The organism is Nocardia sp. NPDC051756, assembly GCF_040681495.1.
Lineage (GTDB): Bacteria > Actinomycetota > Actinomycetes > Mycobacteriales > Mycobacteriaceae > Nocardia.
Genome location: NZ_JBFAYV010000009.1, coordinates 71,300 through 94,871, shown reverse-complemented (window position 1 = coordinate 94,871; position 23,572 = coordinate 71,300). Strand labels below are relative to the sequence as shown.

Annotated in this window: 29 protein-coding genes; 22 read left to right on the top strand and 7 right to left on the bottom strand. The window is 66.7% G+C overall.

The window, feature by feature from the left end; translation table 11 throughout:
* Window positions 1-85: 85 nt before the first annotated feature.
* From AB0M22_RS35395 to AB0M22_RS35385, 3 genes are read left to right on the top strand one after another with little or no spacing between them, the layout of a single operon-like run.
* On the top strand, window positions 86-1,069 hold the full coding sequence (locus AB0M22_RS35395) for an ATP-binding cassette domain-containing protein (protein ID WP_364736295.1): 984 nt from the start codon (window positions 86-88) through the stop codon (window positions 1,067-1,069).
* Between the two features lie 41 nt (window positions 1,070-1,110).
* On the top strand, window positions 1,111-1,890 hold the full coding sequence (locus tag AB0M22_RS35390; RefSeq protein WP_364736622.1) for an ABC transporter permease: 780 nt from the start codon (window positions 1,111-1,113) through the stop codon (window positions 1,888-1,890).
* Complete coding sequence (locus tag AB0M22_RS35385; protein WP_364736293.1) at window positions 1,887-2,756, top strand: ABC transporter permease; 870 nt, start codon at window positions 1,887-1,889, stop codon at window positions 2,754-2,756. Before AB0M22_RS35390 ends, AB0M22_RS35385 begins: the two co-directional genes overlap by 4 nt.
* Here the strand turns inward: AB0M22_RS35385 and AB0M22_RS35380 are convergent.
* Window positions 2,726-3,916, bottom strand: a complete 1,191-nt coding sequence (locus AB0M22_RS35380) for a lycopene cyclase family protein (protein WP_364736291.1) — start codon at window positions 3,914-3,916, stop codon at window positions 2,726-2,728. The two genes, AB0M22_RS35385 and AB0M22_RS35380, sit on opposite strands and share 31 nt — an antisense overlap.
* A gap of 234 nt (window positions 3,917-4,150) precedes the next feature.
* Here AB0M22_RS35380 and AB0M22_RS35375 point away from each other — a divergent pair, with 234 nt between their 5' ends.
* Together AB0M22_RS35375 and AB0M22_RS35370 are read left to right on the top strand one after the other, a co-directional pair.
* The gene (locus AB0M22_RS35375; protein ID WP_364736289.1) at window positions 4,151-5,155 is read left to right on the top strand and encodes an alpha/beta hydrolase family protein; all 1,005 of its coding nucleotides are present in this window, start codon (window positions 4,151-4,153) and stop codon (window positions 5,153-5,155) included.
* A 1-nt stretch (window position 5,156) separates the two neighbouring features.
* Window positions 5,157-6,092 carry an alpha/beta fold hydrolase gene (locus AB0M22_RS35370; protein WP_364736287.1) on the top strand — a complete coding sequence of 312 codons (936 nt, stop codon included), beginning with the start codon at window positions 5,157-5,159 and terminating at the stop codon, window positions 6,090-6,092.
* A gap of 19 nt (window positions 6,093-6,111) precedes the next feature.
* Here the strand turns inward: AB0M22_RS35370 and AB0M22_RS35365 are convergent, their stop codons facing one another.
* Entirely contained in the window at window positions 6,112-6,588 is a 477-nt protein-coding gene (locus AB0M22_RS35365; protein WP_150404055.1) for a hotdog fold domain-containing protein, read from the bottom strand.
* 487 nt (window positions 6,589-7,075) lie between these two features.
* On the opposite strand from AB0M22_RS35365, the gene rpsJ reads away from it, so the two are divergent.
* From rpsJ to AB0M22_RS35280, 17 genes are all read left to right on the top strand, one after another.
* Entirely contained in the window at window positions 7,076-7,381 is a 306-nt protein-coding gene (gene rpsJ, locus AB0M22_RS35360) for a 30S ribosomal protein S10 (protein ID WP_003938093.1), read from the top strand.
* A 14-nt stretch (window positions 7,382-7,395) separates the two neighbouring features.
* The gene (rplC, locus tag AB0M22_RS35355; RefSeq protein WP_040731331.1) at window positions 7,396-8,061 is read left to right on the top strand and encodes a 50S ribosomal protein L3; all 666 of its coding nucleotides are present in this window, start codon (window positions 7,396-7,398) and stop codon (window positions 8,059-8,061) included.
* Window positions 8,058-8,732 carry a 50S ribosomal protein L4 gene (rplD, locus tag AB0M22_RS35350; RefSeq protein ID WP_364736285.1) on the top strand — a complete coding sequence of 225 codons (675 nt, stop codon included), beginning with the start codon at window positions 8,058-8,060 and terminating at the stop codon, window positions 8,730-8,732. Before rplC ends, rplD begins: the two co-directional genes overlap by 4 nt.
* Complete coding sequence (gene rplW, locus AB0M22_RS35345) at window positions 8,729-9,034, top strand: 50S ribosomal protein L23 (protein ID WP_040731336.1); 306 nt, start codon at window positions 8,729-8,731, stop codon at window positions 9,032-9,034. The genes rplD and rplW overlap by 4 nt, the downstream gene beginning before the upstream one ends.
* Before the next feature lie 33 nt (window positions 9,035-9,067).
* Window positions 9,068-9,907, top strand: a complete 840-nt coding sequence (gene rplB / locus AB0M22_RS35340; RefSeq protein ID WP_357386115.1) for a 50S ribosomal protein L2 — start codon at window positions 9,068-9,070, stop codon at window positions 9,905-9,907.
* A 15-nt stretch (window positions 9,908-9,922) separates the two neighbouring features.
* Window positions 9,923-10,204, top strand: a complete 282-nt coding sequence (rpsS, locus tag AB0M22_RS35335; RefSeq protein WP_107654114.1) for a 30S ribosomal protein S19 — start codon at window positions 9,923-9,925, stop codon at window positions 10,202-10,204.
* Window positions 10,201-10,602, top strand: coding sequence for a 50S ribosomal protein L22 (gene rplV, locus AB0M22_RS35330; RefSeq protein WP_107654115.1), 402 nt, complete (start codon window positions 10,201-10,203; stop codon window positions 10,600-10,602). The genes rpsS and rplV overlap by 4 nt, the downstream gene beginning before the upstream one ends.
* The gene (rpsC, locus tag AB0M22_RS35325; protein WP_040731339.1) at window positions 10,603-11,406 is read left to right on the top strand and encodes a 30S ribosomal protein S3; all 804 of its coding nucleotides are present in this window, start codon (window positions 10,603-10,605) and stop codon (window positions 11,404-11,406) included.
* A 4-nt stretch (window positions 11,407-11,410) separates the two neighbouring features.
* Window positions 11,411-11,827, top strand: a complete 417-nt coding sequence (gene rplP / locus AB0M22_RS35320; protein WP_025347180.1) for a 50S ribosomal protein L16 — start codon at window positions 11,411-11,413, stop codon at window positions 11,825-11,827.
* Entirely contained in the window at window positions 11,827-12,066 is a 240-nt protein-coding gene (gene rpmC / locus AB0M22_RS35315) for a 50S ribosomal protein L29 (RefSeq protein WP_039822417.1), read from the top strand. The genes rplP and rpmC overlap by 1 nt, the downstream gene beginning before the upstream one ends.
* Complete coding sequence (rpsQ, locus tag AB0M22_RS35310; RefSeq protein ID WP_364736281.1) at window positions 12,063-12,335, top strand: 30S ribosomal protein S17; 273 nt, start codon at window positions 12,063-12,065, stop codon at window positions 12,333-12,335. The genes rpmC and rpsQ overlap by 4 nt, the downstream gene beginning before the upstream one ends.
* A 118-nt stretch (window positions 12,336-12,453) precedes the next feature.
* Window positions 12,454-12,708, top strand: a complete 255-nt coding sequence (locus tag AB0M22_RS35305) for a DUF6364 family protein (protein WP_364736280.1) — start codon at window positions 12,454-12,456, stop codon at window positions 12,706-12,708.
* Window positions 12,705-13,142, top strand: coding sequence for a PIN domain-containing protein (locus AB0M22_RS35300; RefSeq protein WP_364736278.1), 438 nt, complete (start codon window positions 12,705-12,707; stop codon window positions 13,140-13,142). Before AB0M22_RS35305 ends, AB0M22_RS35300 begins: the two co-directional genes overlap by 4 nt.
* A gap of 115 nt (window positions 13,143-13,257) precedes the next feature.
* Window positions 13,258-14,061 (top strand): phosphatase, encoded by an 804-nt coding sequence (locus tag AB0M22_RS35295; protein WP_364736620.1) that lies wholly within the window; start codon window positions 13,258-13,260, stop codon window positions 14,059-14,061.
* Window positions 14,062-14,221: 160 nt separating this feature from the next.
* Window positions 14,222-15,397 (top strand): MFS transporter, encoded by a 1,176-nt coding sequence (locus AB0M22_RS35290; protein WP_364736276.1) that lies wholly within the window; start codon window positions 14,222-14,224, stop codon window positions 15,395-15,397.
* 229 nt (window positions 15,398-15,626) lie between these two features.
* Window positions 15,627-16,061: an EXLDI protein gene (locus AB0M22_RS35285; protein WP_364736275.1), complete on the top strand. Its 435-nt coding sequence runs from the start codon at window positions 15,627-15,629 to the stop codon at window positions 16,059-16,061.
* Between the two features lie 34 nt (window positions 16,062-16,095).
* Window positions 16,096-18,282 (top strand): MMPL family transporter, encoded by a 2,187-nt coding sequence (locus tag AB0M22_RS35280; protein ID WP_364736273.1) that lies wholly within the window; start codon window positions 16,096-16,098, stop codon window positions 18,280-18,282.
* An 88-nt stretch (window positions 18,283-18,370) separates the two neighbouring features.
* Here the strand turns inward: AB0M22_RS35280 and AB0M22_RS35275 are convergent, their stop codons facing one another.
* The 5 genes from AB0M22_RS35275 to AB0M22_RS35255 form a co-directional block, all read right to left on the bottom strand.
* The gene (locus AB0M22_RS35275) at window positions 18,371-20,689 is read right to left on the bottom strand and encodes a hypothetical protein (RefSeq protein ID WP_364736271.1); all 2,319 of its coding nucleotides are present in this window, start codon (window positions 20,687-20,689) and stop codon (window positions 18,371-18,373) included.
* Between the two features lie 231 nt (window positions 20,690-20,920).
* Window positions 20,921-21,664: a CPBP family intramembrane glutamic endopeptidase gene (locus AB0M22_RS35270; RefSeq protein WP_364736269.1), complete on the bottom strand. Its 744-nt coding sequence runs from the start codon at window positions 21,662-21,664 to the stop codon at window positions 20,921-20,923.
* 207 nt (window positions 21,665-21,871) lie between these two features.
* The gene (locus AB0M22_RS35265; protein WP_364736267.1) at window positions 21,872-22,801 is read right to left on the bottom strand and encodes an RluA family pseudouridine synthase; all 930 of its coding nucleotides are present in this window, start codon (window positions 22,799-22,801) and stop codon (window positions 21,872-21,874) included.
* 60 nt (window positions 22,802-22,861) lie between these two features.
* Window positions 22,862-23,314 (bottom strand): TIGR03667 family PPOX class F420-dependent oxidoreductase, encoded by a 453-nt coding sequence (locus AB0M22_RS35260; RefSeq protein WP_364736265.1) that lies wholly within the window; start codon window positions 23,312-23,314, stop codon window positions 22,862-22,864.
* 37 nt (window positions 23,315-23,351) lie between these two features.
* Complete coding sequence (locus tag AB0M22_RS35255; RefSeq protein WP_364736263.1) at window positions 23,352-23,546, bottom strand: hypothetical protein; 195 nt, start codon at window positions 23,544-23,546, stop codon at window positions 23,352-23,354.
* Between the last annotated feature and the right edge of the window lie 26 nt (window positions 23,547-23,572).

The window sequence follows — 23,572 nt, the reverse complement described above, 5'->3', positions numbered from 1 at the left end:
AAGCGCTACGGATCTCTTATGGGGACGTATACGCGCGCGCTCCGGCGGCCCCTGAGTCGTCGCAAATGCCGATAGTGGAGAGTTGATGCCGAGCTTGAACCAAGCAGATCTGCATGCCAGTGAGCCAGCGGTCCGGGTAACGGACGTGCGGAAGTCGTTCGGCGATGTGCATGCACTGCAGGGGGTCAGCTTCGTCGCCGACCGCGCCTCCGTCCTCGGCATCCTCGGACCGAACGGCGCGGGCAAGACGACGATGGTGAAGATCCTGTCCACGCTGCTGCGCCCGGACTCCGGCACCGCCATCGTCGCCGGGCACGACGTGCTCAAGGACGCGGCGGGCGTGCGCCGGTCGATCATGATGACCGGCCAGTACGCCGCGCTGGACGAGAACCTGTCCGGCCGGGAAAACCTGGAACTCTTCGGTCGCCTGATGGGCCTGGCCAAGTCCGCCGCGCGCAAGCGGGCCGACACCCTGCTCGAGGAATTCGACCTGGTGAGCGCCGGCCGTCGCGCGGTGCGGCACTACTCCGGCGGCATGCGCCGCCGGGTCGACATCGCCTGTGGTCTGGTGGTGCGGCCCGAGGTGGTGTTCCTCGACGAGCCGACCACCGGCCTGGATCCGCGCAGCCGGCAAGGCGTCTGGGATCTGGTGAACGCGCTGAAGGCGCAGGGCATCACGGTCCTGCTGACCACGCAGTACCTCGAAGAAGCCGACGTGCTCAGCGACAACATCATCGTCATCGACAAGGGCACGGTGATCGCCGAGGGCACCGCCGACGAGCTCAAGGAGAAGACCGGCGGCAGCTACTGCGAGGTGGTCCCGCTGGACCCGACGCAGCTGCGCCCGACCGCCGCAGCGCTCGGCGACCTGGTGCCCGCCGCGGTGCTGGCCGCGCTCAACGGCGGCGACCGGCTCTCGATTCCGGCGCCGGAGGGTGCGGCCACGCTGACCGAGGCGCTGCGCCGGCTCGACACCGCGGGCATCCAACTGGCCGACATCGCGCTGCGCAGGCCCTCGCTCGACGACGTCTTCCTCTCCATCACCGGACATTCGGGCGGCGCCGCGTGACGACCGCTACCGCTCCGGACCGCGCCGCCGACGCGGCCGCGTTGTTCGCGGACCTACCCGAGGCCCGGCTGTCCTCGTTCGCGCAGTGGCGCGCGCTGTCCGGCCGCATCGTCTGGACCATGGCCACCAAGGGCGAGTTGATCGTCGCGGTGGTGACGCCGCTGGTGTTCACCCTCGGGTTCTATCTGCCGCTGCGCTTCGTGATGAAGTTCCAGGGCATCGATTACGCCCAGTACGTCATGCCGATCATCGTGTTGCAGACCATGGCGTTCACCATGATGTCGAATGCGCAGCTGGCCGCGTTCGAGGCGTTGACCGGGTTGAGTACGCGAATGCAGACGATGCCGATCGGCATGCTGGTTCCGTTGTCCGCGCGTATCGCGGCGGGGTTGGTTCGCTCGATCACCTCGCTGACCGCGGCCGTGCTCTTCGGCTACATGATCGGCTTCCGGTTCGTCGGTGGCTTCGGGCAAGCGGCGTTGTTCTGCTTGTTCTCCTTGGCGATCGGCACCACGCTGGCGCTCGGCGCCGACGCGCTCGGCAGTCTGACCAAGAGCCCGGAGTCGCTGAGCCAGGCGCTGACCCTGCCGACGCTGATCTTCGGCATGCTCTCCTGCGGGTTCGTCCCGGAAAAGAACTTCCCGACCTGGATTCAGGGGTTCGTGCGCAATCAGCCGGTATCCCAGTTCTCCTTCGCCCTGCGCGACATGGCCGCGGGCGGTGTGAGCTGGCAAGTGTTGTGGGTGCCGCTGGTCTGGGTGATCGGGCTCGCGCTCGTGTTCATCCCGCTGGCGGTCTGGGCGAGCGTGAGGCGATCATGAGTTCTGTGCAGGCCCCCGTGGCGCCGATCGATGAGACCGACAAGATCTCGTGGAATACGCCGTTGCCCGAGGTCACGGCGAAACCCGAGAACTCGCTGAGCAACTGGGTCACGCACAGCCTGATCCAGTGCAAGCGGTTGCTGCTGGTGTGGGCGCGCGATCCCGCGACGACCATTCAGACGCTGGTGTATCCGGCGTTGACGCTGCTGATGTTCAAGATCGTCCTGGGCAACGCGATCACCGGCTACACCGGTCAGCCGAGTATCTACGCGCAGATGGCCTTGCTCACGCTGGTCGCGGCGATGTCGGGTGCGGTCGTCAGTGCGCTCGGGTTCAAGGGCGAGAAGATGACCGGCCTGCTCGGCCGGTTCTGGACCATGCCGATTCATCGTGCGGCGGGCTTGACCGGACGCCTGCTGGCCGAGGCCGTTCGTGTGCTGGTCACCACCCTGTTCGTGATCGGCGTCGGGCTGCTGCTCGGCTTCCGGTTCAACCAGGGCCCGCTCGCCGGCCTCGCACTGATCGGTATCCCGGTGCTGTTCGGCGTCGCCTTCGCCGTGCTCGTCACCGCGCTGGCCACCGTCACCGAGGGCGTGATGCTGGTGAACATCATCGGCATCATCAACACCTTGCTGATGTTCTTCAACACCGGTTTCGCCCCCGCCTTCGCCTATCCGATCTGGTTGCAGTCGACGATCAAGAACCAGCCGATGAGCTGTGCGATCGACGCGATGCGCGGGCTGTCCTACGGCGGGCCGGTCGCGGAGCCGCTGATGAAGACGGTGCTGTGGACGATCGGCCTGATCGTGGTGTTCGCCTACCCGGCCGTGCGCGGTTATCGCCGGGCGGCGGAGACCGGCGCCTGATCGAAGTCGTAGTCCAGCCAGCGGTTGCGGTGGGTCCAGCCGACCAGGTCGTAGCGCCAGCGGAACGGCCAGGTGTGGGCGACGGTGTTGAACAGGACCGCGCCGAGGGCGGTGTAGTCGTCGTGGGCGGACAGCAGGGCGCGCTGTCCGCGCGGCGAGGCGGTGAAGAACGCGTCGAACATGGCCATCGACTGTTCGGTGGTGAGGCGGCCGAGGCCCCATAGGCCGCGCATCCGCATCCAGTAGACCAATCGGGCTCGGGACGGCCACAGTTCGGCGATCGGGTCGCGGCCCTGCTGAAGTGCCTCGATCGCGGTATCGACCAGCGCGAGCGAGTCGGCGACGCTGTAGCCGGTGCAGGGGTGCATCATCCCGCCGCGGGAGCCGAACGGAACCGCTTGCGCGGTGCCTTTTTTCGGCGGCGGCTGATCCAGCGGATAGTGCGCGGCCTCGGTCGGCTCGTCGCCGGTGAGCCGGATGCCGTGCGCGGCAAGCCGATTCAACGTGCGTTTGCGCAACTCACGCTGCGGCATGCCGCCGCGCAGGCCGAGGCTGGTCTCCTCGAAGATCACCGTGCCGTCGCCGAGCGGCACCGAGTAGAGGAACGACGGCGGCTCGTCGGGGCCCGCGCCGTTCTCCGGCCGCCAATCCAGCAGCAGCCCTTCGCCGTCCTCGACCATCGGCGCGGCCGTCTCGGCGGCGACGAAGATGCCGTGTGCGCTGGCGGCCCGGCGCCGGCCGAGGGTGGGCAGGCCGCGGGTGTCGAAAACCGTGGCCGCGTTGATGGTGGCGCCGTCGGCCAGTTCGACGACGTGCGCGTCGACCCGGGTCGCGCGCCCGGTGCGCACGGTGGCGTCGTCCAGCGGGAGCGCCTCGCGCAGGCCGGTTTTGGACAACACGCAGTACGGGCGATCGATGCGGTGCTCGGACTTGGCCCAGACGGTCGGCCGCGGAATCGTGCTCGCGATCGCGGTCGACGGCAGCCAGTCCGGCAGCTCGTCGATCCAGCAGGAATAGGTGGGCGGCCACAGCCGATCCGGTCGCGGATCGACGGCGGTGACGCGGAGCCCGGCCAGCATCGCGCGATGGGCCAGCGCCCGGCCGGTCGGCCCGAGCCCGACCACACATACATCGACATCCCGGACCGCGCTGACACCCATGAGGGCATTCAATCCGCTGTGGCCGGGCCGACGCAACTATCCGAGCCCGCCGAGCCCCAAGAAATCGGGTCTCGGAACAAGCCCGACAAAGTGAAAGCAAGCACTTCGAGAATTGCACGAAATCGTGCCCCCAGAATTGGTGGCCCAGCAACTTCAGTGATGAAAAAGGGTTGTTTCGCCCCGTAGTCTTGGCGCCGTACGCGGGTGGTTTCCGCGTTCCGGAGAAGGGGAATCATGAGTGGCAACAACCGCGGCTGGCTCAGTGTGCTCGCGGTCACAGTGGGCGCAGCGGTTATAGCGATTATGCCTACACCGGCGCACGGGGCGCCGGCCGAGTCATCGATTGTCGCGGTGCAAGAGCACGACGCGCGAAAGCTGACGTTGACAATTCATTCCGCGGCGATGGATCGCGATATCCAGGTGGAGACGCAGCGCGCGGCCGACACCAGCGCGCCCCGCCCGGTTCTCTACCTGCTCCAGGGCGCCGGCGGCGGCGAGGACGGCGTCACCTGGGAAACCGAAACCGATGCCATGCAGTTCCTTTCGGCCAAGAACGTGCACGTCGTCTCGCCGATCGGCGGCATGTTCAGCTACTACGCGGACTGGGTGAACGACGATCCCCGGCTCGGTCGGCAGAAGTGGAAGACCTTCCTGACCCGCGAACTGCCGCCGCTCATCGACAAATACTTCGCGACCAGCGGGCGCAACGGGATCGCCGGGTTCTCCATGGCGGGCACCACCACCCTCGCGCTGGCCGCCACCAGCGGCAACCTCTACTCCAGCGTCGCCGCGTACAGCGGTTGCGCGCAGATCAGCGACCCGGTCGGCCAGGAGTTCGTCCGGCTGACCGTGGAGACCTGGGGCTGGGCGAACCTGGAGAACATGTACGGCGCGGCCAACGACCCGCGCTGGGCGGCCAACGATCCGTACGTGCAGGCCGAGGGGCTGCGCGGTAAGTCGATCTACATTTCCAGCGGCGGCGGACTGCCCGGAAAGTACGACGAATTGAACGGCAAGTATTCACTGCCCGGCGTCGACGGTTATGCGGCGCAGCTCATAAAGGGCGGTGTCATCGAGGCGGGCACGAATTACTGCTCGCGCAATATGCAGACCCGCTTGAATACCCTTGGCATTCCGGCGACTTATGACATTCACCCGGACGGCACCCATTCGTGGGGTTATTGGGAAGACGCGTTGAAGAACTCGTGGCCTGCGCTGTCTGCACCGTTGGGAATTTGAGATGTGGATTCGGAAACAGGCCGCGCGCATCGCCGGCCTGGTACTCGCTGCCGCCGGCGCGGCCGTATTGCAGGCGCCGGCCGCGGTCGCCGTGCCGCCCATCCCGGCATTCGCGGGCGCCAACGACTGGGCCTGCCGCCCGTCGGCGGAGCGGCCGCAGCCGGTAGTGCTCGTGCACGGCTCCGGCACCGACGCACCCAATAGTTTCGCCCTGCTCGCGCCGCTGCTGCGCGGCGAGGGCCACTGCGTGTTCGCCGCGGATCTCGGGCCGACGCCCGGCGTGCGGGACGTGGTGAGCGGCCAAGCCGGTTCCGGCTCAATGGGTATCGGCCCGGTCGGCGCCGCGATGCTCGGCCGCACCATCTACGGCGTCGCGGACATTGATCGGATGGCCACCGAGTTGAACGAGGTCGTGCAGGCGGTGCGCAATGCCACCGGCGCGCGGCAGGTGGCGCTGGTCGGCCACTCGACTGGCGGCACGGTGATCCGGCAGTACCTGCGCGCGCAGGGCGCGGACGCGGTCACGCAGGTGATCACCCTCGGCACCCCGTATCGGGGCTCGACCTGGGCCGGACTCCGGACGAACTATCCGGATCTGGCCTCCCTCGGCCTGGAAAACGCGCAGATCGCGGCCCAGGTCTTCGGAACCCCGGGACAGCAGCAGGTGGTTGGGTCACCGCTGCTGAACCGGCTCAACGCGGGAGGCGAGACCGTGCCCGGTGTCCGGTACACGGCGCTCGCCTCCCGCGCCGACGAAATCATCACCCCGCAGGAGACCGCGTTGCTCGCCTCGCCCACCGGCGACAACCGCAACATCTGGCTGCAAGACGGCTGCCCGACCGATATCGCGAATCACAGTGGCCTGCTTGGTGATACGCGTGCGGCAGCGGCGGTGCTCAGCGCGCTGGCCAACGACAACCGCGCCCTTCCCTGTTAGCCGGGCGCGGCCGGGGGGCTTACTGCGGGGTGACCCAGGTGGTGATGTCCGCGTGCACGACCTCCAGGCCGTGCTTGTCGTAGACCGACACCGGCACGATCAGGTTCTGCCCCTCGGTGATCGTGCTGAAGTCGGGGATCTCGGTCAGCTTCGCCACGGCCCGCAGGCTGGTCTCGGCCTTGGCCAGGTACTGCACGTTCATCGCCTTCGGGATCCAGCGATGGGTGCTGGGCACGGTCGCCTCGCTCAGCATGCCCATCGCCACCTCGGCCAGGTTGCACGCCGCGATGGCGTGGTAGGTGCCGAGGTGGTTGTGGATGCCGAACCACTTCGGCGAGGTCACCTCGCACAGGCCCGGCTCGAGCCGCACGACGCTCGGCAGCACCGTGCCGAAATACGGCACCCGCGCCACCATGCCCAGCGAGAACAGGGTGTGGCCCAGCCGGTTGTCCGGCAGCTTCTTCCAGCTGCGGAGGGTGGCAGTCTCTTTCGTCATGCGCCCATCTTACTGCCGAGTAAGTTCTTGTCATCAGGAGACCTTGCTGTCTCCGTTGTCATGCCTATGACCTGGGCGGAGCAGCTCGCGGGGGCCGGATTTGAAGTAGGCGACCGCGTCGGGCATACTGTTCGGGTTGCCTTGTACCAGTGCCGTGCCTGTTTCCGTGTGAGACGGGATGGCTAGGCGAGGCGAGTACCAACAATCGTGTACCTCATCGGGTCAACCGGTGTGGGTACGTCCGGGAACACGGTTCCAGGCCGGAGATGAAGTTCTATCCGGGGCCGAGGAATGAGCGGATGGGCGACACGCCCGACCGCGTGGACCGGAGAACCATGACAGATGAACAGCGGCGAGGGTTAGGCATGCGTGCCTGATCGCGGTCTCTCGTGAGACGTCTTCGTGTGTTCGGGCTGTGCAAATTGAGGGTGGTACGGAAGCCAGCTTCCGGATCACGAAGGTATAAGCGGAGAAAAGGACACTTAGCGTGGCGGGACAGAAGATCCGCATCAGGCTCAAGGCCTACGACCACGAGGCGATCGACGCGTCAGCGCGCAAGATCGTTGAGACGGTGACCCGCACTGGGGCCCGTGTCGTCGGGCCGGTGCCGTTGCCGACCGAGAAGAACGTGTACTGCGTCATCCGTTCGCCGCACAAGTACAAGGACTCGCGCGAGCACTTCGAGATGCGTACGCACAAGCGGCTTATCGACATCCTCGACCCGACGCCGAAGACGGTCGACGCGCTGATGCGCATCGACCTGCCGGCCAGCGTCGACGTCAACATTCAGTGACGGGGACTGGAGATATGACTGACAACAAGAACAGGCCCGCGGCGGGCATCCTGGGCACCAAGCTCGGGATGACCCAGGTGTTCGACGAGAAGAATCGCGTCGTTCCCGTGACCGTCATCAAGGCCGGACCGAACGTAATCACCCAGATCCGCACCGTGGAGCGCGACGGCTACAGCGCCGTCCAGGTCGCTTTCGGCGCCATCGACCCGCGCAAGGTGAACAAGCCGGTCTCCGGCCAGTTCGCCAAGGCCGGTGTCACACCGCGCCGGCACGTTGCCGAGATCCGCGTCGCCGACGCGTCCACCTTCGAGGTCGGCCAGGAGATCAATGCCGACGTCTTCGAAGAGGGCACCTACGTCGACGTGACGGGTACCAGCAAGGGCAAGGGCTTCGCCGGCACCATGAAGCGTCACGGCTTCGCCGGTCAGGGCGCTTCGCACGGTGCGCAGGCTGTGCACCGTCGCCCCGGCTCCATCGGTGGCTGCGCCACCCCCGGCCGCGTGTTCAAGGGCATGCGCATGTCGGGTCGCATGGGTAACGACCGCGTCACCACGCAGAACCTCTCGGTTCACAAGGTCGACGCCGAAAACGGCCTGCTGCTGATCAAGGGAGCGATCCCGGGTCGTCGCGGCAACGTCGTGATCGTCAAGAGCGCAGTGAAGGGTGGTGCGCACGCATGACCAGCCTGGAGAAGAAGGCCAACCTGAGCCTGCCGGTCAAGGAATTGGGCGGCAAGACCAATGGCACCGTCGAACTCCCCGCGGAGATCTTCGACGTGACCGCGAACATCTCGCTGATGCACCAGGTGGTCATCGCGCAGCTGGCCGCGGCCCGCCAGGGCACGCACTCCACCAAGACCCGCGGTGAAGTCCGCGGTGGTGGCAAGAAGCCGTACCGGCAGAAGGGCACCGGCCGCGCCCGTCAGGGCTCGACCCGCGCGCCGCAGTTCACCGGTGGTGGCGTCGTGCACGGCCCGCAGCCGCGCGACTACAGCCAGCGCACCCCCAAGAAGATGATCCGCGCCGCACTGCGTGGAGCACTTTCGGACCGGGCGCGTAACGAGCGCATCCACGTGATCACCGAACTGGTTGCCGGGCAGGACCCGTCGACCAAGACGGCCAAGAGCTTCCTCGCGGAGCTGTCGGACCGCAAGAAGTTCCTCCTCGTCCTCGGACGTGAGGACGTCGCGGCCTGGAAGAGCGTGCAGAACCTCGAGTTCGTGCACCCGATCGCGCCGGACCAGCTCAACACCTATGACGTGCTGGAAAGCGACGAGGTCGTGTTCAGCGTGGAGGCACTCAACGCCTTCGTGCACGGCCCCGCCGAGGCGGCACAGGAGGAGAGCAAGTGACCACCATCGCCGACCCCCGCGACATCCTGCTGGCGCCGGTCATCTCGGAGAAGTCCTACGGACTCATCGAGGAAGGCACCTACACCTTCATCGTGCACCCGGATTCCAACAAGACGCAGATCAAGATCGCCGTCGAGAAGGTCTTCGGTGTCACGGTTACCAGCGTCAACACCGCCAACCGTCAGGGCAAGCGCAAGCGGACCCGCTTCGGTTACGGCAAGCGCAAGAACACCAAGCGCGCGCTCGTGACCATCTCGGCCGACAGCAAGCCCATCGAGATCTTCGGAGGCCCGGTCGCGTAAGCGCCTGGGACTCCAGAAAGAAGAGAAGAACTCATGGCAATTCGTAAGTACAAGCCGACAACCCCCGGCCGCCGCGGGTCGTCCGTTTCGGACTTCGCTGAGATCACTCGGTCGACCCCCGAGAAGTCGCTGATCCGTCCGCTGCACAGCAAGGGTGGTCGTAATGCGCACGGTCGCATCACCACCCGGCACCGCGGTGGCGGCCACAAGCGCGCCTACCGTCTGATCGACTTCCGTCGACTGGACAAGGACGGCATCCCGGCCAAGGTCGCGCACATCGAGTACGACCCGAACCGCACGGCGAACATCGCGCTGCTGCACTTCGTGGACGGCGAGAAGCGCTACATCATCGCGCCCAAGGGCATCGCGCAGGGCACCCCGATCGAGTCCGGCCCCACGGCCGACATCAAGCCGGGTAACAACCTGCCGCTGCGCAACATCCCGACCGGTACCACCATCCATGCGGTGGAGCTGCGTCCGGGTGGCGGCGCGAAGATGGCCCGTTCGGCCGGATCCAGCATCCAGCTGCTCGGTAAGGAAGGCACCTACGCCACGCTGCGTATGCCCTCCGGCGAAATCCGCCGCGTCGACGTGCGCTGCCGCGCCACCGTCGGCGAGGTCGGCAATGCCGAGCAGTCGAACATCAACTGGGGCAAGGCCGGCCGTATGCGCTGGAAGGGCCGTCGCCCCACCGTCCGTGGTGTCGTGATGAACCCGGTCGACCACCCGCACGGTGGTGGTGAGGGCAAGACCTCCGGTGGTCGCCACCCGGTCTCGCCCTGGGGACAGCCGGAAGGCCGTACCCGCAAGCCCAACCGTCCGAGCGACAAGCTCATCGTCCGCCGCCGCAAGTCCGGCAAGAACAAGCGCTGAAGGAGGAGGTAAGAAATGCCACGCAGCCTCAAGAAAGGCCCGTTCGTCGACGACCACCTCCTCGCGAAGGTGGACGTGCAGAACGAGAAGGGCACGAAGCAGGTCATCAAGACCTGGTCGCGTCGTTCGACCATCATCCCCGATTTCATCGGTCACACCTTCGCCGTCCACGACGGTCGCAAGCACGTGCCGGTGTTCGTCTCGGACAACATGGTCGGGCACAAGCTCGGTGAGTTCGCGCCGACCAGGACGTTCAAGAGCCACATCAAGGACGACCGGAAGAGCAAGCGGCGATGACGACTGACACTCAGAATCCGACTGCACGCGCGACGGCCAAGCACGTTCGCGTGACCCCGATGAAGGCTCGCCGTGTCGTGGACCTGGTCCGCGGCAAGCGAGTCGAGGACGCCCTGGCGATCCTGAAGTTCGCGCCGCAGGCCGCGAGCGAGCCAGTTGCCAAGGTCGTGGCCAGCGCCGCGGCGAACGCCGAGAACAACCTCGGCCTGAACCCGGCCACCCTGGTCATCTCGACGGCCTACGTCGACGAGGGTGCGACCATGAAGCGGTTCCAGCCGCGTGCCCAGGGTCGTGCGTTCCGCATTCGCAAGCGCACCAGCCACATCACCATCGAGGTCGAGAGCATCCCCACCGCCGGTGGAGCAACTCGCAACCGCCGGAAGGGAGGGGCAAAGTAAATGGGACAGAAAATCAATCCCCATGGCTTCCGCCTCGGTATCACCACCGACTGGAAGTCGCGTTGGTACGCGGACAAGCAGTACGCGGACTACGTCAAGGAAGATGTCGCCATCCGCAAGCTCCTCGCCACCGGCATGGAGCGGGCGGGCATCTCCAAGGTGGAGATCGAGCGCACCCGTGATCGGGTTCGCGTCGACATCCACACCGCTCGTCCGGGCATCGTCATCGGTCGCCGTGGCGCCGAAGCCGATCGCATCCGGGCCGAGCTGGAGAAGCTCACCAAGAAGCAGGTGCAGCTGAACATCCTCGAGGTCAAGAACCCCGAGTCGGATGCGCAGCTGGTTGCTCAGGCCGTGGCCGAGCAGCTGTCGAACCGCGTGGCGTTCCGTCGTGCGATGCGTAAGGCCATCCAGTCGGCCATGCGTTCGCCGAACGTCAAGGGCATCCGCGTGCAGTGCTCGGGCCGCCTCGGTGGCGCCGAAATGTCGCGCTCGGAGTTCTACCGCGAGGGTCGCGTCCCGCTGCACACGCTGCGTGCCGACATCGATTACGGCCTCTACGAGGCCAAGACCACCTTCGGTCGCATCGGCGTGAAGGTCTGGATCTACAAGGGCGACATCGTCGGTGGCAAGCGTGAGCTCGCCGCCGCCAGCGCACCGGCCGGCGATCGTGATCGTCCGCGCCGCGAGCGTCCGTCTCGCCCGCGTCGGTCCGGCTCCGCCGGTACCACGGCGACCAGCACCGAGGCCGGGCGCGCCGCCACCGCGGTGGTGGACGCTCCGGCAGAGACACAGGAGGGCTGACGCAATGCTGATGCCTCGTAAGGTCAAGCACCGCAAGCAGCACCACCCCGGTCGTTCCGGCATGGCCAAGGGCGGCACCTCGGTGGCGTTCGGCGAGTTCGGGATCCAGGCGCTGGAGCCGGCTTACGTGACCAACCGGCAGATCGAGTCGGCACGTATCGCGATGACCCGCCACATCAAGCGTGGCGGCAAGATCTGGATCAACATCTACCCGGATCGCCCGCTCACCAAGAAGCCTGCCGAAACCCGCATGGGTTCCGGTAAGGGTTCGCCGGAGTGGTGGATCGCGAACGTCAAGCCCGGCCGCGTGATGTTCGAGATGAGTTACCCCAATGAGGAGATCGCTCGCGAGGCCCTGCGCCGCGCGATGCACAAGCTCCCGATGAAGTGCAGGATCGTGACCAGGGAGGAGCAGTTCTGATGGCTACCGAAACACCGGCCGCAGAGCTCCGCGAGCTCACCGAAGAAGAGTTGGTGCAGAAGCTGCGCGACTCCAAGGAAGAGCTGTTCAACCTGCGCTTCCAGATGGCGACGGGTCAGCTGGACAACAACCGTCGGCTGCGCGTGGTTCGTCACGAAATCGCGCGCATCTACACGGTCATGCGCGAGCGCGAGCTCGGTCTGGCCTCCGGACCCGCTGACAAGGGAGATGCGGCATGAGCGAACAGAAGGAAGAGCAGCGCGCCAGCCGCAAGGTTCGGGTCGGTTACGTTGTCTCGGACAAGATGACCAAGACGATCGTCGTCGAGCTGGAAGACCGTAACCGGCACAAGCTCTACGGCAAGATCATTCGCACCACCTCCAAGGTGAAGGCGCATGACGAGAACGAGATCGCCGGCATCGGCGACCGCGTCCAGCTGATGGAGACCCGACCGCTGTCGGCGACCAAGCGCTGGCGTCTGGTCGAGGTGCTGGAGAAGGCCAAGTAGCCTTCCCGGTCTGAATGTCGAAGGCCCGCTTCCCGTTTCGGGGGGCGGGCCTTCGCCGTTTCCGGCCGGGCGGTGAAGTCCACGTGATTTCCACGTGGACCACGTGATAGCCTGTGGCATGGCCAAAAGGAACCTGACGCTTCAGTTGGATGAAGAGGTGATCACCTCCACCAAGGTGATCGCAGTACAGCGGGGCACGTCGGTCAGCGCGATGGTGGCGCAGTATCTACGCGAGATCGCTCAGGATGCCGAGCGCTACGAGTACGCGAAACAGCAGGCCCTCCAGTTGATGGCGAACGCCGAAGGGCACGGCGGCCACATCGATTGGCGTCGGGAGGATCTGTACGACCGAGGGGAGCGGAGGTACGCGTGACCGAGGTCGAGCGCACCTTCATCGATACCAACATCCTGGTCTATGCGCACGATATCGACGCAGGCCAACGGCACCGCATCGCACAGGACGTACTCGCGGATCTGTGGTCTCGCGGCGCGGGTGTGCTCAGCCCGCAGGTGCTTCAAGAGTTCTACAACACCGCAACTCGCAAGTTGTCGCCCCGGATGAGCCCCTCGAAGGCCCGCCGCGTCATCGCGATCTACAGCGAATGGTGCATCCGGGACACGGATCCGTTGATCGTCATGAATGCCTCATTCCTCGCGGAACAACACACGGTCTCCTGGTGGGATGCGTTGATCATCGAAGCCGCGTGTCAGTCGGGCGCGAAATATCTACTGTCGGAAGATCTTCAGCACGGCCGCGACTTCCTCGGCCTCGAGGTCCGAAACCCTTTTCTCGAGCCGGCGAACTAGTCGGACATCCGCAGCCGGTCCAGTCCTGCTTGTAGTGTCGTGTTGACGGCGAACGAAGACTGCGTCCGTGCATCTGGCTCGGTGGCGGTCGGCCGATGCGGAGGTGGGATTGTTGGTGCAGCCATATGATCGGGCGCTGTTGCGGAAACATCTGCTCCAGACTCGGATAGCGGGGGATGTCGCGACGCCACGCGAGGGGAACCTGGCGCACTACCGGCGGATGGTCGCGAAGGACCCCGGGTATCAATTCGGGCTGACGCTGAAGGATTGGACGTTCGACGAGACGTTGGACATGATGGCCCGGCTGTGCGGAGTCAATCCCGATCCGCGGCACCGGCAGGGGGCCGACACCATCGGCGTCGACCTGACCATCGCGGCGCTCGACGAGATGGGCGCCAGAATCGGGCAGGCCGCGCGCGAGCAGCAGACGGTGCTGCTGGCGACCGGTCATCCGGGGCCGCTCATGGGCGTTTACCGTGCCGTCGAAGACGCGCTGCACGCCGCGGGCTGCACGATCCTGACCCCCGCGGCCGGCTGGTCGTACCAGGTCATCACCGCCAACGGTTCGCGGGTCCGCGAAATCGTCTACACCTCAGGCGTTGCCGCGCTCAGCACCGGCAGCCGGTTGCAGCACACGCACGACCCGAACCCGATGCAGGCCATGCTGCAAGAACTGCGCGACAGTCCGGAACCGCAACCCTGGCCCGACCTGGTCATGGCCGACCACGGCTGGGCCGGCACCGCGGGCGAGGCCGGAATCGACACCGTCGGATTCGCCGACTGCAACGACCCCGCGCTGTTCGCCGGCCACGCCGAGGGCAAGATCGCGGTCACCGTTCCGCTCGACGACGGCGTCTTCCCCGAGTACTACGAACCCATGATCGACTACCTGCTCGACCGCGCCGGACTCGCGAGCTGAGCATCCGGCCGAAACATGAACCACCGCTTGCGTGTCCGGCGGTGAGAAGGGCCTTCCCCGGGCCGGGAAAATTCATGGGATAAATCGCTGGCGGGTTGTCGGTGGGGCATGACAAGCTCGGTTGGTGCGGTCCTATCGGGTGGTTTTGTCGAGCGCGGCGGTGCGAAATGTACTGCTGCTCGGGGCCTTGGTGCGCATCCCGTTCTTTGCCGGGGCCGTGCTGCTCGCGCTGCACGTCGTGCAGACGCTGCACGGATCGTACGTGCAAGCCGGTGCGCTGAGCACGATCGTCACGGTGTGCATCGCGCTGAGCGGACCGTGGCGCGGGCGGCTGCTCGACCGGTTCGGGCTGCGCCGCACCATCGCGCCGTCCATCCTGGTCGGCGCGGTGTGCTGGTCGATCGCGCCGTTCGTCGACTACGTCCCGCTGCTCATCCTCGCCGCTATCGCCGGCCTGTTCGACGTTCCGATCTTCACCGTGGTCCGGCAGGCGGTCATCGCCGCGACCACCGAGCAGAACCGCCAGCCCGCGCTCGCGCTGGAGGCGGTGTCCGTCGAATGCGCCTTCATGGTCGGACCGATCGTCGGTGTCGCCGCGGCCGGTATCTGGTCGACCACCATGGTGTTGTTCTTCGTCCAAATGACTTTGGTGCTCGCGGGCATTCTGCTCTGGGTCCGCAACCCACCCCTGCGCTCCGCCGCGGACGCCGACCGCGAAAGTTCGGTCGCCGTCCCGCGCCGCAGCTGGTTCCGCCTCGAATTCGTCGCCCTGTGCGTCGGCGCGAGCGCGGCCATCGCGGTCCTGGCCGGCTCCGAACTGACCTTCGTCTCCGCCATCCGCGAGTTCGACGCGCAGCGGTGGCTCGGCGTGGTCTTGGCCGTCTGGGGCTTCGGCTCGGTCGTCGGCGGCCTCATCTACGGCGCGCTGCACCGCCCCATCTCCACCTATCTCCTGCTGGCCGGCCTCGGCGCGGTCACCATCCCGATGTGCTTCGCCATCGGCCCGATCTCCCTCGCCATCACCGGCCTCGTCGCCGGATTCTTCTGCGCCCCAACCATTACCGCCTCCATCGATCAGATGAGCCGAGTGGTCCCCGAGGGCGGCCGCGGCGAAGCCATCGGCTGGCACAGCGCCGCCCTCACCCTCGGCAACGGCATCGGCAGCTCCCTGGCGGGTATCGCCATCGATGCGGGCGGCTTCCCGGCCGGCTTCGGCGCCGCCGCGGCCCTCGGCCTGATCATCGGCCTCGGCATCCCGCTACTCCTCCGCCTGCGCGAACGCCGCCGTCCCGCGAACCAGAAGGAACCGGCGACCGCGAGCCAAGTCGGCACCTGATCTCCTCGGGCCGACCCCGCTGTAGTGCACCGATGAATCGGGCATCAACAGGGTCTTGCGCTATACGTATACATCTACATATAGTTGGCCGAGACGGAACGCCCCGACGCGGGCGGTTCGGCGCAATGAGATGAACGGCAGATCTGTGGGGGTCGGCGGGAACGCATGAGGGGTTCGCCGACTGCTGGGTCTATGCGCACATGCGCACCAACTTATGAATGGAGTCATCATGGACGCACCGCACGTGGTGGATGAGGTTGTGAGTTTCGAGAAGGGGGACTCCGAGGGATTCCGTGAGGTCGTGGTGAAAGTGGGGCCCGGGGGTGGGCGAGCGCAGCGGTTCACCGGCCGCCTGCTGGGCGAGTCGACGCAGTTCACCAGGGCCGGAGTGGAGCAGGTCCGGGTCTATCTGAGCCGCAAGGGCAAGTACGCGGTGCACAAGCAGACCACCGACTGGACCGACTTCTCCGTGGTGACCGACTGGGTCAAGGACCTGAAGAAGGACTGGCGCAACGGTTTCGACCTCGATGATCAGAGTTGGGGCGATGCCACCCTGGAGGTGGTGGATTCAGTGGCGGAACTGCGCGACCGGGTTCCGCTGAAGATCTACCGCACCCTCGTCGACGTCACCGAACACCCGCCCATCGAGGATCTCGACATCTGAGCCGCGGCTCGGATACCGAAAGGACTTGTCCCCCATGTTTGCTCGCCTCGGGCAGTTGGTCGTGCACCATCCGTGGAAGGTGATCGGCCTATGGCTGCTCATCATCGTCGGCGTGGTCGCGGCGGCGCCGCAGCTCACCTCGACCACCGACCAATCCGATTTCCTGCCTTCGCATTACGAGTCGATCCAGGCACTCGAGCTGCAGCAGAAGGCTTTTCCGCAGAGCGCGGCGCCCTCGGCGCTCATCGTCTTCGCCCGTTCCGACGGGGCGCCGCTCAGTGACGGCGACGCGGCCGCGGTCGCCTCGATCGGCGCCAAGCTCACCGACGCCAAGATCAAGGATGTCCTCGGCCTCCAGGCGATTCCACCTTCGGAGAACCGGCTGATCCAGGTCATCGCGGTGCAGTTGACCAAGGCGACCAGCGCGAGCGACACGACCCAGAGCGACGCGGTCAAGGCGTTGCGCAGCTCGTTGCAGGATCAGGTGCGCGACACCGAACTGAAGGCGGGCATCACCGGTCAGGCGGCGCAGTTGCTGGATCAGGTGGAGTCGAGCAACAAGGGCATGGCCATCATCGGCGCCGCGACCATCATCTTGATTCTGGTGCTGTTGCTGATCATCTTCCGCAGCCCGGTGATCGCGCTGCTGCCGATCGTCACCATCGGTGCGGTCTCCAGCGTCGTCACCGGCCTGATCGCCATGGTGGCCAAGGCTTTCGACCTCAAGATAGACAGTTCGGTCAACGCCATCCTGCTGGTGGTGCTGTTCGGCGTCGGCACCGACTACATCCTGTTCCTGATGTTCCGCTACCGGGAACGGCTGCGGGCGGGGGAGGACCCGAAGACCGCCATGGTCAGCGCCGTCACCCGGGTCGGCGAGGCGATCACCTCCGCGGCGGCCGCGGTGATCATCGCGTTCATGGCGCTGACCCTGTCCACGCTCGGCATGTTCCGGGCGCTCGGTCCGGCGTTGGCGATCGCGGTCGCGGTGGCGCTGCTGGCCGGGCTCACGCTGATTCCCGCCGTGGTTTCACTGTTGGGTACCAAGGTGTTCTGGCCGTCCAAGGCGTGGCAGTCCGAGCCGAAGGGCGCGCGGTTCGGTGCGATCGGCGCGGCGCTCGGGCGGCGTCCCGCGGCGTTCGCCCTGATCTCCGGCGGCGTGCTGGTCGCGCTCGGCGTCATTGCCGTCGGGTTCAATCCGACCTTCGATCTGAGTTCGGGCTCGACCTCGAACGCGTCCGAATCGGTGGTCTACAACAAGGAACTGCTCAAGGGCATGCCGGCCGGTGCGACCCAGCCGTCGGACGTGCTGCTTCGCTCGACCGAGGGTGCGCTGACCAGCGATCAGCTCACCACCTATCGGGCGGCGCTGACCGCGGTGCCCGGTGTCGGTCAGGTGGGCGAGCCGCTGTTGTCCGCGGACAAGGCCATCGCCAATTTCCAGGTGACGCTCAGCTCCGCACCCGAATCGGACGCCGCGATCGAGACGGTTCGCGGTCCGCTGCGCGACGCCGCGCACGCGGCGGTGCCGGCCGGAACGACCGCGGCCGTCGGCGGCATGACGGCGGTCTTCGTCGACTTCCAGGATGCGATGAACCACGACTACGCCATCGTGTTCCCGGTGGCGGCCATCATGATCATGATCGTGCTGGGGCTGCTGCTGCGCAGTCTGGTCGCGCCGTGGTACCTGATGGCGTCGGTGTTCCTCGGGTTCGCCGCCACGCTCGGCGCTTCGGTGCTGGTGTTCCAGCATATTCAGGGTGAGACCGGGCTGATCTTCACGCTGCCGGTGATCATGTATCTGTTCGTGGTGGCGCTCGGCACGGACTACAACATCCTGATGGTGGCGCGCTTGCGGGAAGAGGCCCGCGAGGGCCACGACCCGAAACAGGCTGCGGCACTTGCCCTGCGGCATACCGGACCGACGGTTGCCGCGGCGGGCCTGATCCTGGCCGGCACGTTCGCGTCGATGATGCTGGCGGGCAACAACGTGCTGTCGCAGATGGGATTCGCCATCTCGGTCGGTATCGCGATCGCGGCCTTCGTGATGGCGATGTTCTTCACGCCGGCGCTGACCGCGCTGCTCGGGCACCGCGCGTGGTGGCCGGGGCATGGGGATGAGAAGTCCGGTGGGTCGCCTGAGTCGCACGACACCGTGCGAGGTGATGGGGTGCTGACCGTGCCCAGTGGGGGTTGGTCCGACACTGGTCAACGGCGGTAAGTAGGACGTCGGTAAGTAGGACGAAAAGGGCTGCCCCTCCGGTCATTCCGGAGGGGCAGCCTTTCGGTGTCTCGGGTTTGCTGAGTCGTCAGCCGCTGATGGCGTAAGGGCGGCGCACCTTGATTCCCGCCTCGACCGCGCGGGCTACGGCGGCGCGGGAGACGCCGACCTCGTTGGCGATGCCCGGCGTCAGCCAGGATTCGTCGGCGAGCCGGAAGATCTGGGTCAGCTGCTCGACGGACAGGTTCGACATTCCGCGCCGCGCGATCTCGTGTGCGAGAGCGGTGATTTCGTCGTCCTCATCGATCTCGTCCTCGTCGTCCAGCGGCTCCGGCTCCACCGGCGGCTCGGCGCGGACCCGGGCGACGATACCGACCGGCTCGGTGCGCACGGCAGGGCTGGACGGCTCGGTGCGCACAATGGGATCGGACGGTTCCGGCGTCGCCTCGAAGGCGAGTTGTTCGATCTCGGCTTCGGGAGCGGCCGGCTTCCGGCGGCTCGTGCTGGGACGGGAAACGGTTTCGCCCGAGATTGCCTGTGCGACAGTGTCGGCGATGGTTGCGGCGGCCTTACGTATGGGGTCACCAGGATGAGGCTCTTCTGGCTCGTCGCCGCGATGGGCGTCGGTGGTGGTGTCGGGCGCCGGGGTGACGGTGCCGGGATCGGTGCGCTCGGGTGCGAGATCGTTAACCGGAAACAGCGGCATGGCATGGCCGTTCGGCGCTGTGTGACCGTTGGTTTGTATGGTGTCGCCGCCGGCCGGGGTGGTCCGGTTGATCCCGTTGACCGGCTTGCCATTCGGCGGTACCGACCGGGCGGTGCCGTTGACCGCATGGCCGTTGGTGCCTGCGTGGCCGTTCGCGGTCGCCTCGTCGTTTGTGACCGGGTGGCCATTGGATTGTGGAGTGTTGCCGTTTACGGGGGTGGTGCGGTCGATGCCGTTGACCGGCTTGCCATTCGGCGGCGCGGGCTGGGTGATGTCGGTGATCGCATGGTCGTTCGTCACCGGACGGCTGTTCGTCCCTTCGTCGCCGTTCGCGACCACGTGGCCGTTCGGGACTACGTGACCATTTGCAACTGCGTGGCCGTTGGTAACCGGGTGGCCGTTTGTGGCCGCGTGGCCGTTGGCCGGCCGAGGGTGACCGTTGGTGCGTGCAGACCGGGCCGGTGCCTCGGTGGTGCTGGGCTCGGCCGTGGCGTCGTGGTGCGCGGACGGGTCGGGCTGTATCGCAAAGCCATTGGTCGAGCGGCCGTTGTTCACCGGCGCTGCGGAGTGCGGGTCATGCGGCTCGACCGGCAGCGGATGACCGATGATCGCCGAGTACGGCACCGTGACATGGCCGTTGGTGGAGTTGCGCGGCGGCTGCTCGTCTGCCGCGACTGGTTCGTGGTGATCGCCGACCGGAACCGCCTGCACCGCATGCCCATTGGTTGCCGCAACGACCGGTGCCGGGTGATCGATCCGCGGACGATCCTTTAGCTCATCGACATTCTCCACCGGACTCGCCTCAGCCGGCCGAGTAACCGCCGTTGCCGCATACGGATCCACTCCGCTGAGCATCCAGCGCCGATCATCCGGCGCATCGACCGTGAGCCCGACCGGCGAATCCCGGTCGCTGACCCGATGCCGGACCACCGTCGCGTCCCGATCCACCACCGGCGCCCCATCGATGAGCAGCGCGTACCGCGCGGAAACCCAGGCGTGCAACCAGATCACGACCCCGACCATCACCGGTGCGATCGCGTATTCCGCGGCCTTCCCGAGCGATCCCGAGGCCAGGTGCGGCCCCGCGTTCAACGCGATGGTGGTGCCGAGCAACGCGGTCTCGAAGAACACCACCTTGCCCCGCGCGAGCTCGCGCCCCCAGCGGGCGGCGGTGGTCGCGGCGACCATGATGGTGATGATCGGGATCGAGATCATCGCCTCGATCCCATAGCTCAGCCAGTACAGCGGGTCGGTCATGTCCCCGCTCGGCACCAGGTTGTGCTGCACGTTGACCCCGGCCCACACCATGCCGAGCACGACAACCGCGATCAGAGCCCGCGACGACCATTCGGCCCGTCGATACAGCTGCGCCAGCCGCGCGTCCTCGCTGGATACCCGCCGTCGCGCGGCCAGTGCACGCCGATGCCACCGCTCGTCCGCCTCGTCGGCGCGCCGGATCGCGGCCGCGCTGCGCCGGTCTCGTTTCTCGGCGGCCAGCTCTTCCTCGACCGCCCGTCGCCGCTGCATCCGCCGCTGCGCCCGAACCCATTCGGCGAGTTCGCGTTCCGCCCCGATTTCGCGCTCGGACAACACCTCGAACAGCGCGGCATCGTGCTGCAGCGGCAATTTTCCGCGGGCCGTCTCGACCCGCTGCGCCAACGCGGCGATCTCGGAACTACCGGTGGATTGTTCGTCGCGCATCGCGAGCCTTCCCGGAGCAGATCGTCAGCAGACCTACTTGCTCGAACGTATGTGTGATCGCACTGAGGCTAAACCGGCCACCGGCCGAGGTCAATGCCGACGCTCGAAAACCAGTGCGAATATCTCGCGTGATCTTGGGACACGCCGATTTGGGCAACACGCCGTCGATGGCGGTGCCGAATGCGCCCGCAATACACCGGGAATTCCGATGGGCCGCGCACGTTTTCGAGGTCAGCTGAGCGTCGTATGCCAAACGATCGCGGCGGCCAGCGCACCCGCGCCATTGACCGACCAATGCAACGCAATCGGCGCGAGCAGGCTCCCACTGCGCCGGCGCAACCAGGTGAACACGACACCCGCCCCCGCGGTGGCGACAACGGCCAGCAGAATGCCGACGATCTGCCCCGCGACCCCGCCGCCGACAAACCCGGAAAGCCCTCGATTACTACTGGTCAACCCGAGCGACGAGGCGATATGCCAAAGCCCGAAAAGCAAAGATCCGGCGGCGAAAACCCCGCGCACGCCATAAACCCGATCGAGCGTGCCGTGCAGAACTCCGCGGAAAGCCAGTTCCTCGGGAATCACCGTCTGCAATGGAATCACGATCATCGACGCGATCAGCGCGCCGGAGATGGTGGCATAACGATCGGCCAGGAAGAACGGACGGGTGATCGGCAGCAGCGCGCCGATGGCGACCGCGGCGAGCACGATCCCGACCGCGCCGAGCGCGTAGACCGTCCCGCGCCGCCACTGCCGCGGCGAGAGGCCGAGTTCATGCCAGTGCAGTCCGCGCCGGCGCATCAGCGCCAGCAGCACCACGGCGGCCACCGGCACGGTCACGATGCTGGCCCAGGCGGTGGTGAAGTGCGCGATCAGGTTGGTCCCCGCGAGGACGACGACAACCACGGCCACATCCGCATACGCATGCAATTTGCGGCGGGGCGCAGCCGTTTCCTCGAGGTCCTGTGCGAGCATCCCGCCCAGTGTACGGATGGGTGCCGGGGCCGCCGCTCGAGTAGTCATCTGGGTGTCGTCTACCCGAATTCGCCGGATATACGGGTCTCGATGTGGCGTCGGCCCGCACGGGTTACTCTGACTGGAACCTGTTTCAGTTCCAGGAGCCGCGCCCGGTGTGGCCTGAGCCCCGCGGCGGGCGCATGGGCCGGCTGACCTCCAGTGCCGTCAGCCGGCCCACCCCGCCGGATCCGTCCAGGCCTGCAACGTGCGAGTGGTGTCGAAGCGCCGCGGTTCGTGGCTGATCGGGTCGGTGAACTCCAGCGACGCGGCCAGCAGTTGCAGCGGGCGGGTGAAATCATCGACCGGTTTGTCGGTGATCACCGGATAGAAGTCGTCGCCGAGAATCGGGACGCCGAGGCCGTTCATATGCAGCCGCAGCTGATGGGTGCGCCCGGTCAGCGGCCGCAGTCGATAACGCCCGAGCCCGTCGCGCTGCTCCAGCAACTCGATCGAGGTCTCCGCGTTCGGCTCGCCCTCGACCTCCTGCGCCGCGAGCACATGCTTCTCCTTCATGATCCGGCTGCGCACGACCCGCGGCAGGGTCAGCTCGGGATCGACCGGCGCGATCGCCTCGTATTCCTTACGCACCGTGCGTTTGTGGAACATCGTCTGATACGCCCCGCGCCGCGCCGGATTGACGATGAACAGCACCAGCCCCGCCGTCACCCGATCCAGCCGATGCGCCGGAATCAGGTCCGGCAGTTCCAGTTCCCGGCGCAACCGCACCAGCGCCGTCTGCAAAATGTGCTGCCCGCGCGGGATGGTCGCGAGGAAGTGCGGCTTGTCCACGACCAGCAGGTCGGCATCGCGATGCACGATGGTGAGGTCGAACGGCACCGGCGTCTCGATCGGCAGATCCCGGTGGAACCACACCGCGCTGCCCGGTGCATACGGCGCGTCCGGCGCGATCGGACCGTCGAGATCGACGATCCCGCCCGCGCGCAGCAGCTCATCGATGCGGGCCGGATCCACCCGGGGTAGTCGCTCGACCAGGTGGTCGCGAATCGTCGCCCAGTCGCCGTCCTCCGGCAGCCGGAGCCGGGCCGGGTCCAGGCCGTGCCGCTTGGGCAACGGCGGTTTCTGCCGCCTTCTCATCGGCATCGACCCTAGTCGCCGGCCATTTCCCCGCCCGCGCTCGGGCTGATGCGCGCCGCGTCAGAAGCCGCGCAGGCGATCCGGGCGAATCCGGATGATCGAGGAGTATTCCGCGAAGAACTGCTCGGCGGTCAGCTTGATGTCCTTCAGGCCGTCGACGTATTTCGTTGCGTACGCGGCGATTTCGTCCGGCGTCGCGGCGACGTCGTCGATCCGTGCGGTACCCGTGAACACGGCGACCTCGCTGCCCCACTCGGTGCTGTTGAAGTTCAGCGAGACCCGGGGATTGCGCGCCAGGTTGCGCAGCTTGGCCTGGTCGGGCTTGCTGAACAGCAGGAACTCGTCGTCGCGCCACTGGAACCAGACCGGGTTGGGTTGCGGGGTCCCGGTGGATCCGACCGTGGTCAGCCAGATCACCGGCTCCTCGGCGAGACGGGCGGCGACCTTGGCGCCGAAGGCGGTGCTCGGGTCGAGGACGGGCGCGGCGGAGCGGTCGGATGCCGTTGTGGTCATGTGGGGGACAACACCACGACAGCCCGTGGGATTCCACCTAGGGCGTCGCCCGCTCATCGAGCACCATGCGCCGCGCCTCGACCAGCGTCCGGCGCGCACGCCGGCGCACCCGGCACACATCCACGCTGCAATTCAAATGCACCTGCATCGCGCGGTGCGCCTGTTTCGGCGTCAACTCACCGGGGTCGACCGAACAACGCGAGATTGTGGAAATGACTTGTGTAACAAACATATTCGCGACTCCGTACGCCGTGTTTC

Excerpts from the sequence above, each read along its gene's own strand:
- AB0M22_RS35395 (WP_364736295.1), top strand. The coding sequence starts at position 86 with ATGCCGAGCTTGAACCAAGCAGATCTGCATGCCAGTGAGCCAGCGGTC.
- AB0M22_RS35385 (WP_364736293.1), top strand. The coding sequence starts at position 1,887 with ATGAGTTCTGTGCAGGCCCCCGTGGCGCCGATCGATGAGACCGACAAG.
- AB0M22_RS35380 (WP_364736291.1), bottom strand. The coding sequence starts at position 3,916 with ATGGGTGTCAGCGCGGTCCGGGATGTCGATGTATGTGTGGTCGGGCTC.
- AB0M22_RS35375 (WP_364736289.1), top strand. The coding sequence starts at position 4,151 with ATGAGTGGCAACAACCGCGGCTGGCTCAGTGTGCTCGCGGTCACAGTG.
- AB0M22_RS35370 (WP_364736287.1), top strand. The coding sequence starts at position 5,157 with ATGTGGATTCGGAAACAGGCCGCGCGCATCGCCGGCCTGGTACTCGCT.
- AB0M22_RS35365 (WP_150404055.1), bottom strand. The coding sequence starts at position 6,588 with ATGACGAAAGAGACTGCCACCCTCCGCAGCTGGAAGAAGCTGCCGGAC.
- rplC (WP_040731331.1), top strand. The coding sequence starts at position 7,396 with ATGACTGACAACAAGAACAGGCCCGCGGCGGGCATCCTGGGCACCAAG.
- rplD (WP_364736285.1), top strand. The coding sequence starts at position 8,058 with ATGACCAGCCTGGAGAAGAAGGCCAACCTGAGCCTGCCGGTCAAGGAA.
- rplB (WP_357386115.1), top strand. The coding sequence starts at position 9,068 with ATGGCAATTCGTAAGTACAAGCCGACAACCCCCGGCCGCCGCGGGTCG.
- rpsS (WP_107654114.1), top strand. The coding sequence starts at position 9,923 with ATGCCACGCAGCCTCAAGAAAGGCCCGTTCGTCGACGACCACCTCCTC.
- rplV (WP_107654115.1), top strand. The coding sequence starts at position 10,201 with ATGACGACTGACACTCAGAATCCGACTGCACGCGCGACGGCCAAGCAC.
- rpsC (WP_040731339.1), top strand. The coding sequence starts at position 10,603 with ATGGGACAGAAAATCAATCCCCATGGCTTCCGCCTCGGTATCACCACC.
- rplP (WP_025347180.1), top strand. The coding sequence starts at position 11,411 with ATGCTGATGCCTCGTAAGGTCAAGCACCGCAAGCAGCACCACCCCGGT.
- rpmC (WP_039822417.1), top strand. The coding sequence starts at position 11,827 with ATGGCTACCGAAACACCGGCCGCAGAGCTCCGCGAGCTCACCGAAGAA.
- rpsQ (WP_364736281.1), top strand. The coding sequence starts at position 12,063 with ATGAGCGAACAGAAGGAAGAGCAGCGCGCCAGCCGCAAGGTTCGGGTC.
- AB0M22_RS35305 (WP_364736280.1), top strand. The coding sequence starts at position 12,454 with ATGGCCAAAAGGAACCTGACGCTTCAGTTGGATGAAGAGGTGATCACC.
- AB0M22_RS35285 (WP_364736275.1), top strand. The coding sequence starts at position 15,627 with ATGGACGCACCGCACGTGGTGGATGAGGTTGTGAGTTTCGAGAAGGGG.
- AB0M22_RS35280 (WP_364736273.1), top strand. The coding sequence starts at position 16,096 with ATGTTTGCTCGCCTCGGGCAGTTGGTCGTGCACCATCCGTGGAAGGTG.
- AB0M22_RS35275 (WP_364736271.1), bottom strand. The coding sequence starts at position 20,689 with ATGCGCGACGAACAATCCACCGGTAGTTCCGAGATCGCCGCGTTGGCG.
- AB0M22_RS35270 (WP_364736269.1), bottom strand. The coding sequence starts at position 21,664 with ATGCTCGCACAGGACCTCGAGGAAACGGCTGCGCCCCGCCGCAAATTG.
- AB0M22_RS35265 (WP_364736267.1), bottom strand. The coding sequence starts at position 22,801 with ATGAGAAGGCGGCAGAAACCGCCGTTGCCCAAGCGGCACGGCCTGGAC.
- AB0M22_RS35260 (WP_364736265.1), bottom strand. The coding sequence starts at position 23,314 with ATGACCACAACGGCATCCGACCGCTCCGCCGCGCCCGTCCTCGACCCG.
- AB0M22_RS35255 (WP_364736263.1), bottom strand. The coding sequence starts at position 23,546 with ATGTTTGTTACACAAGTCATTTCCACAATCTCGCGTTGTTCGGTCGAC.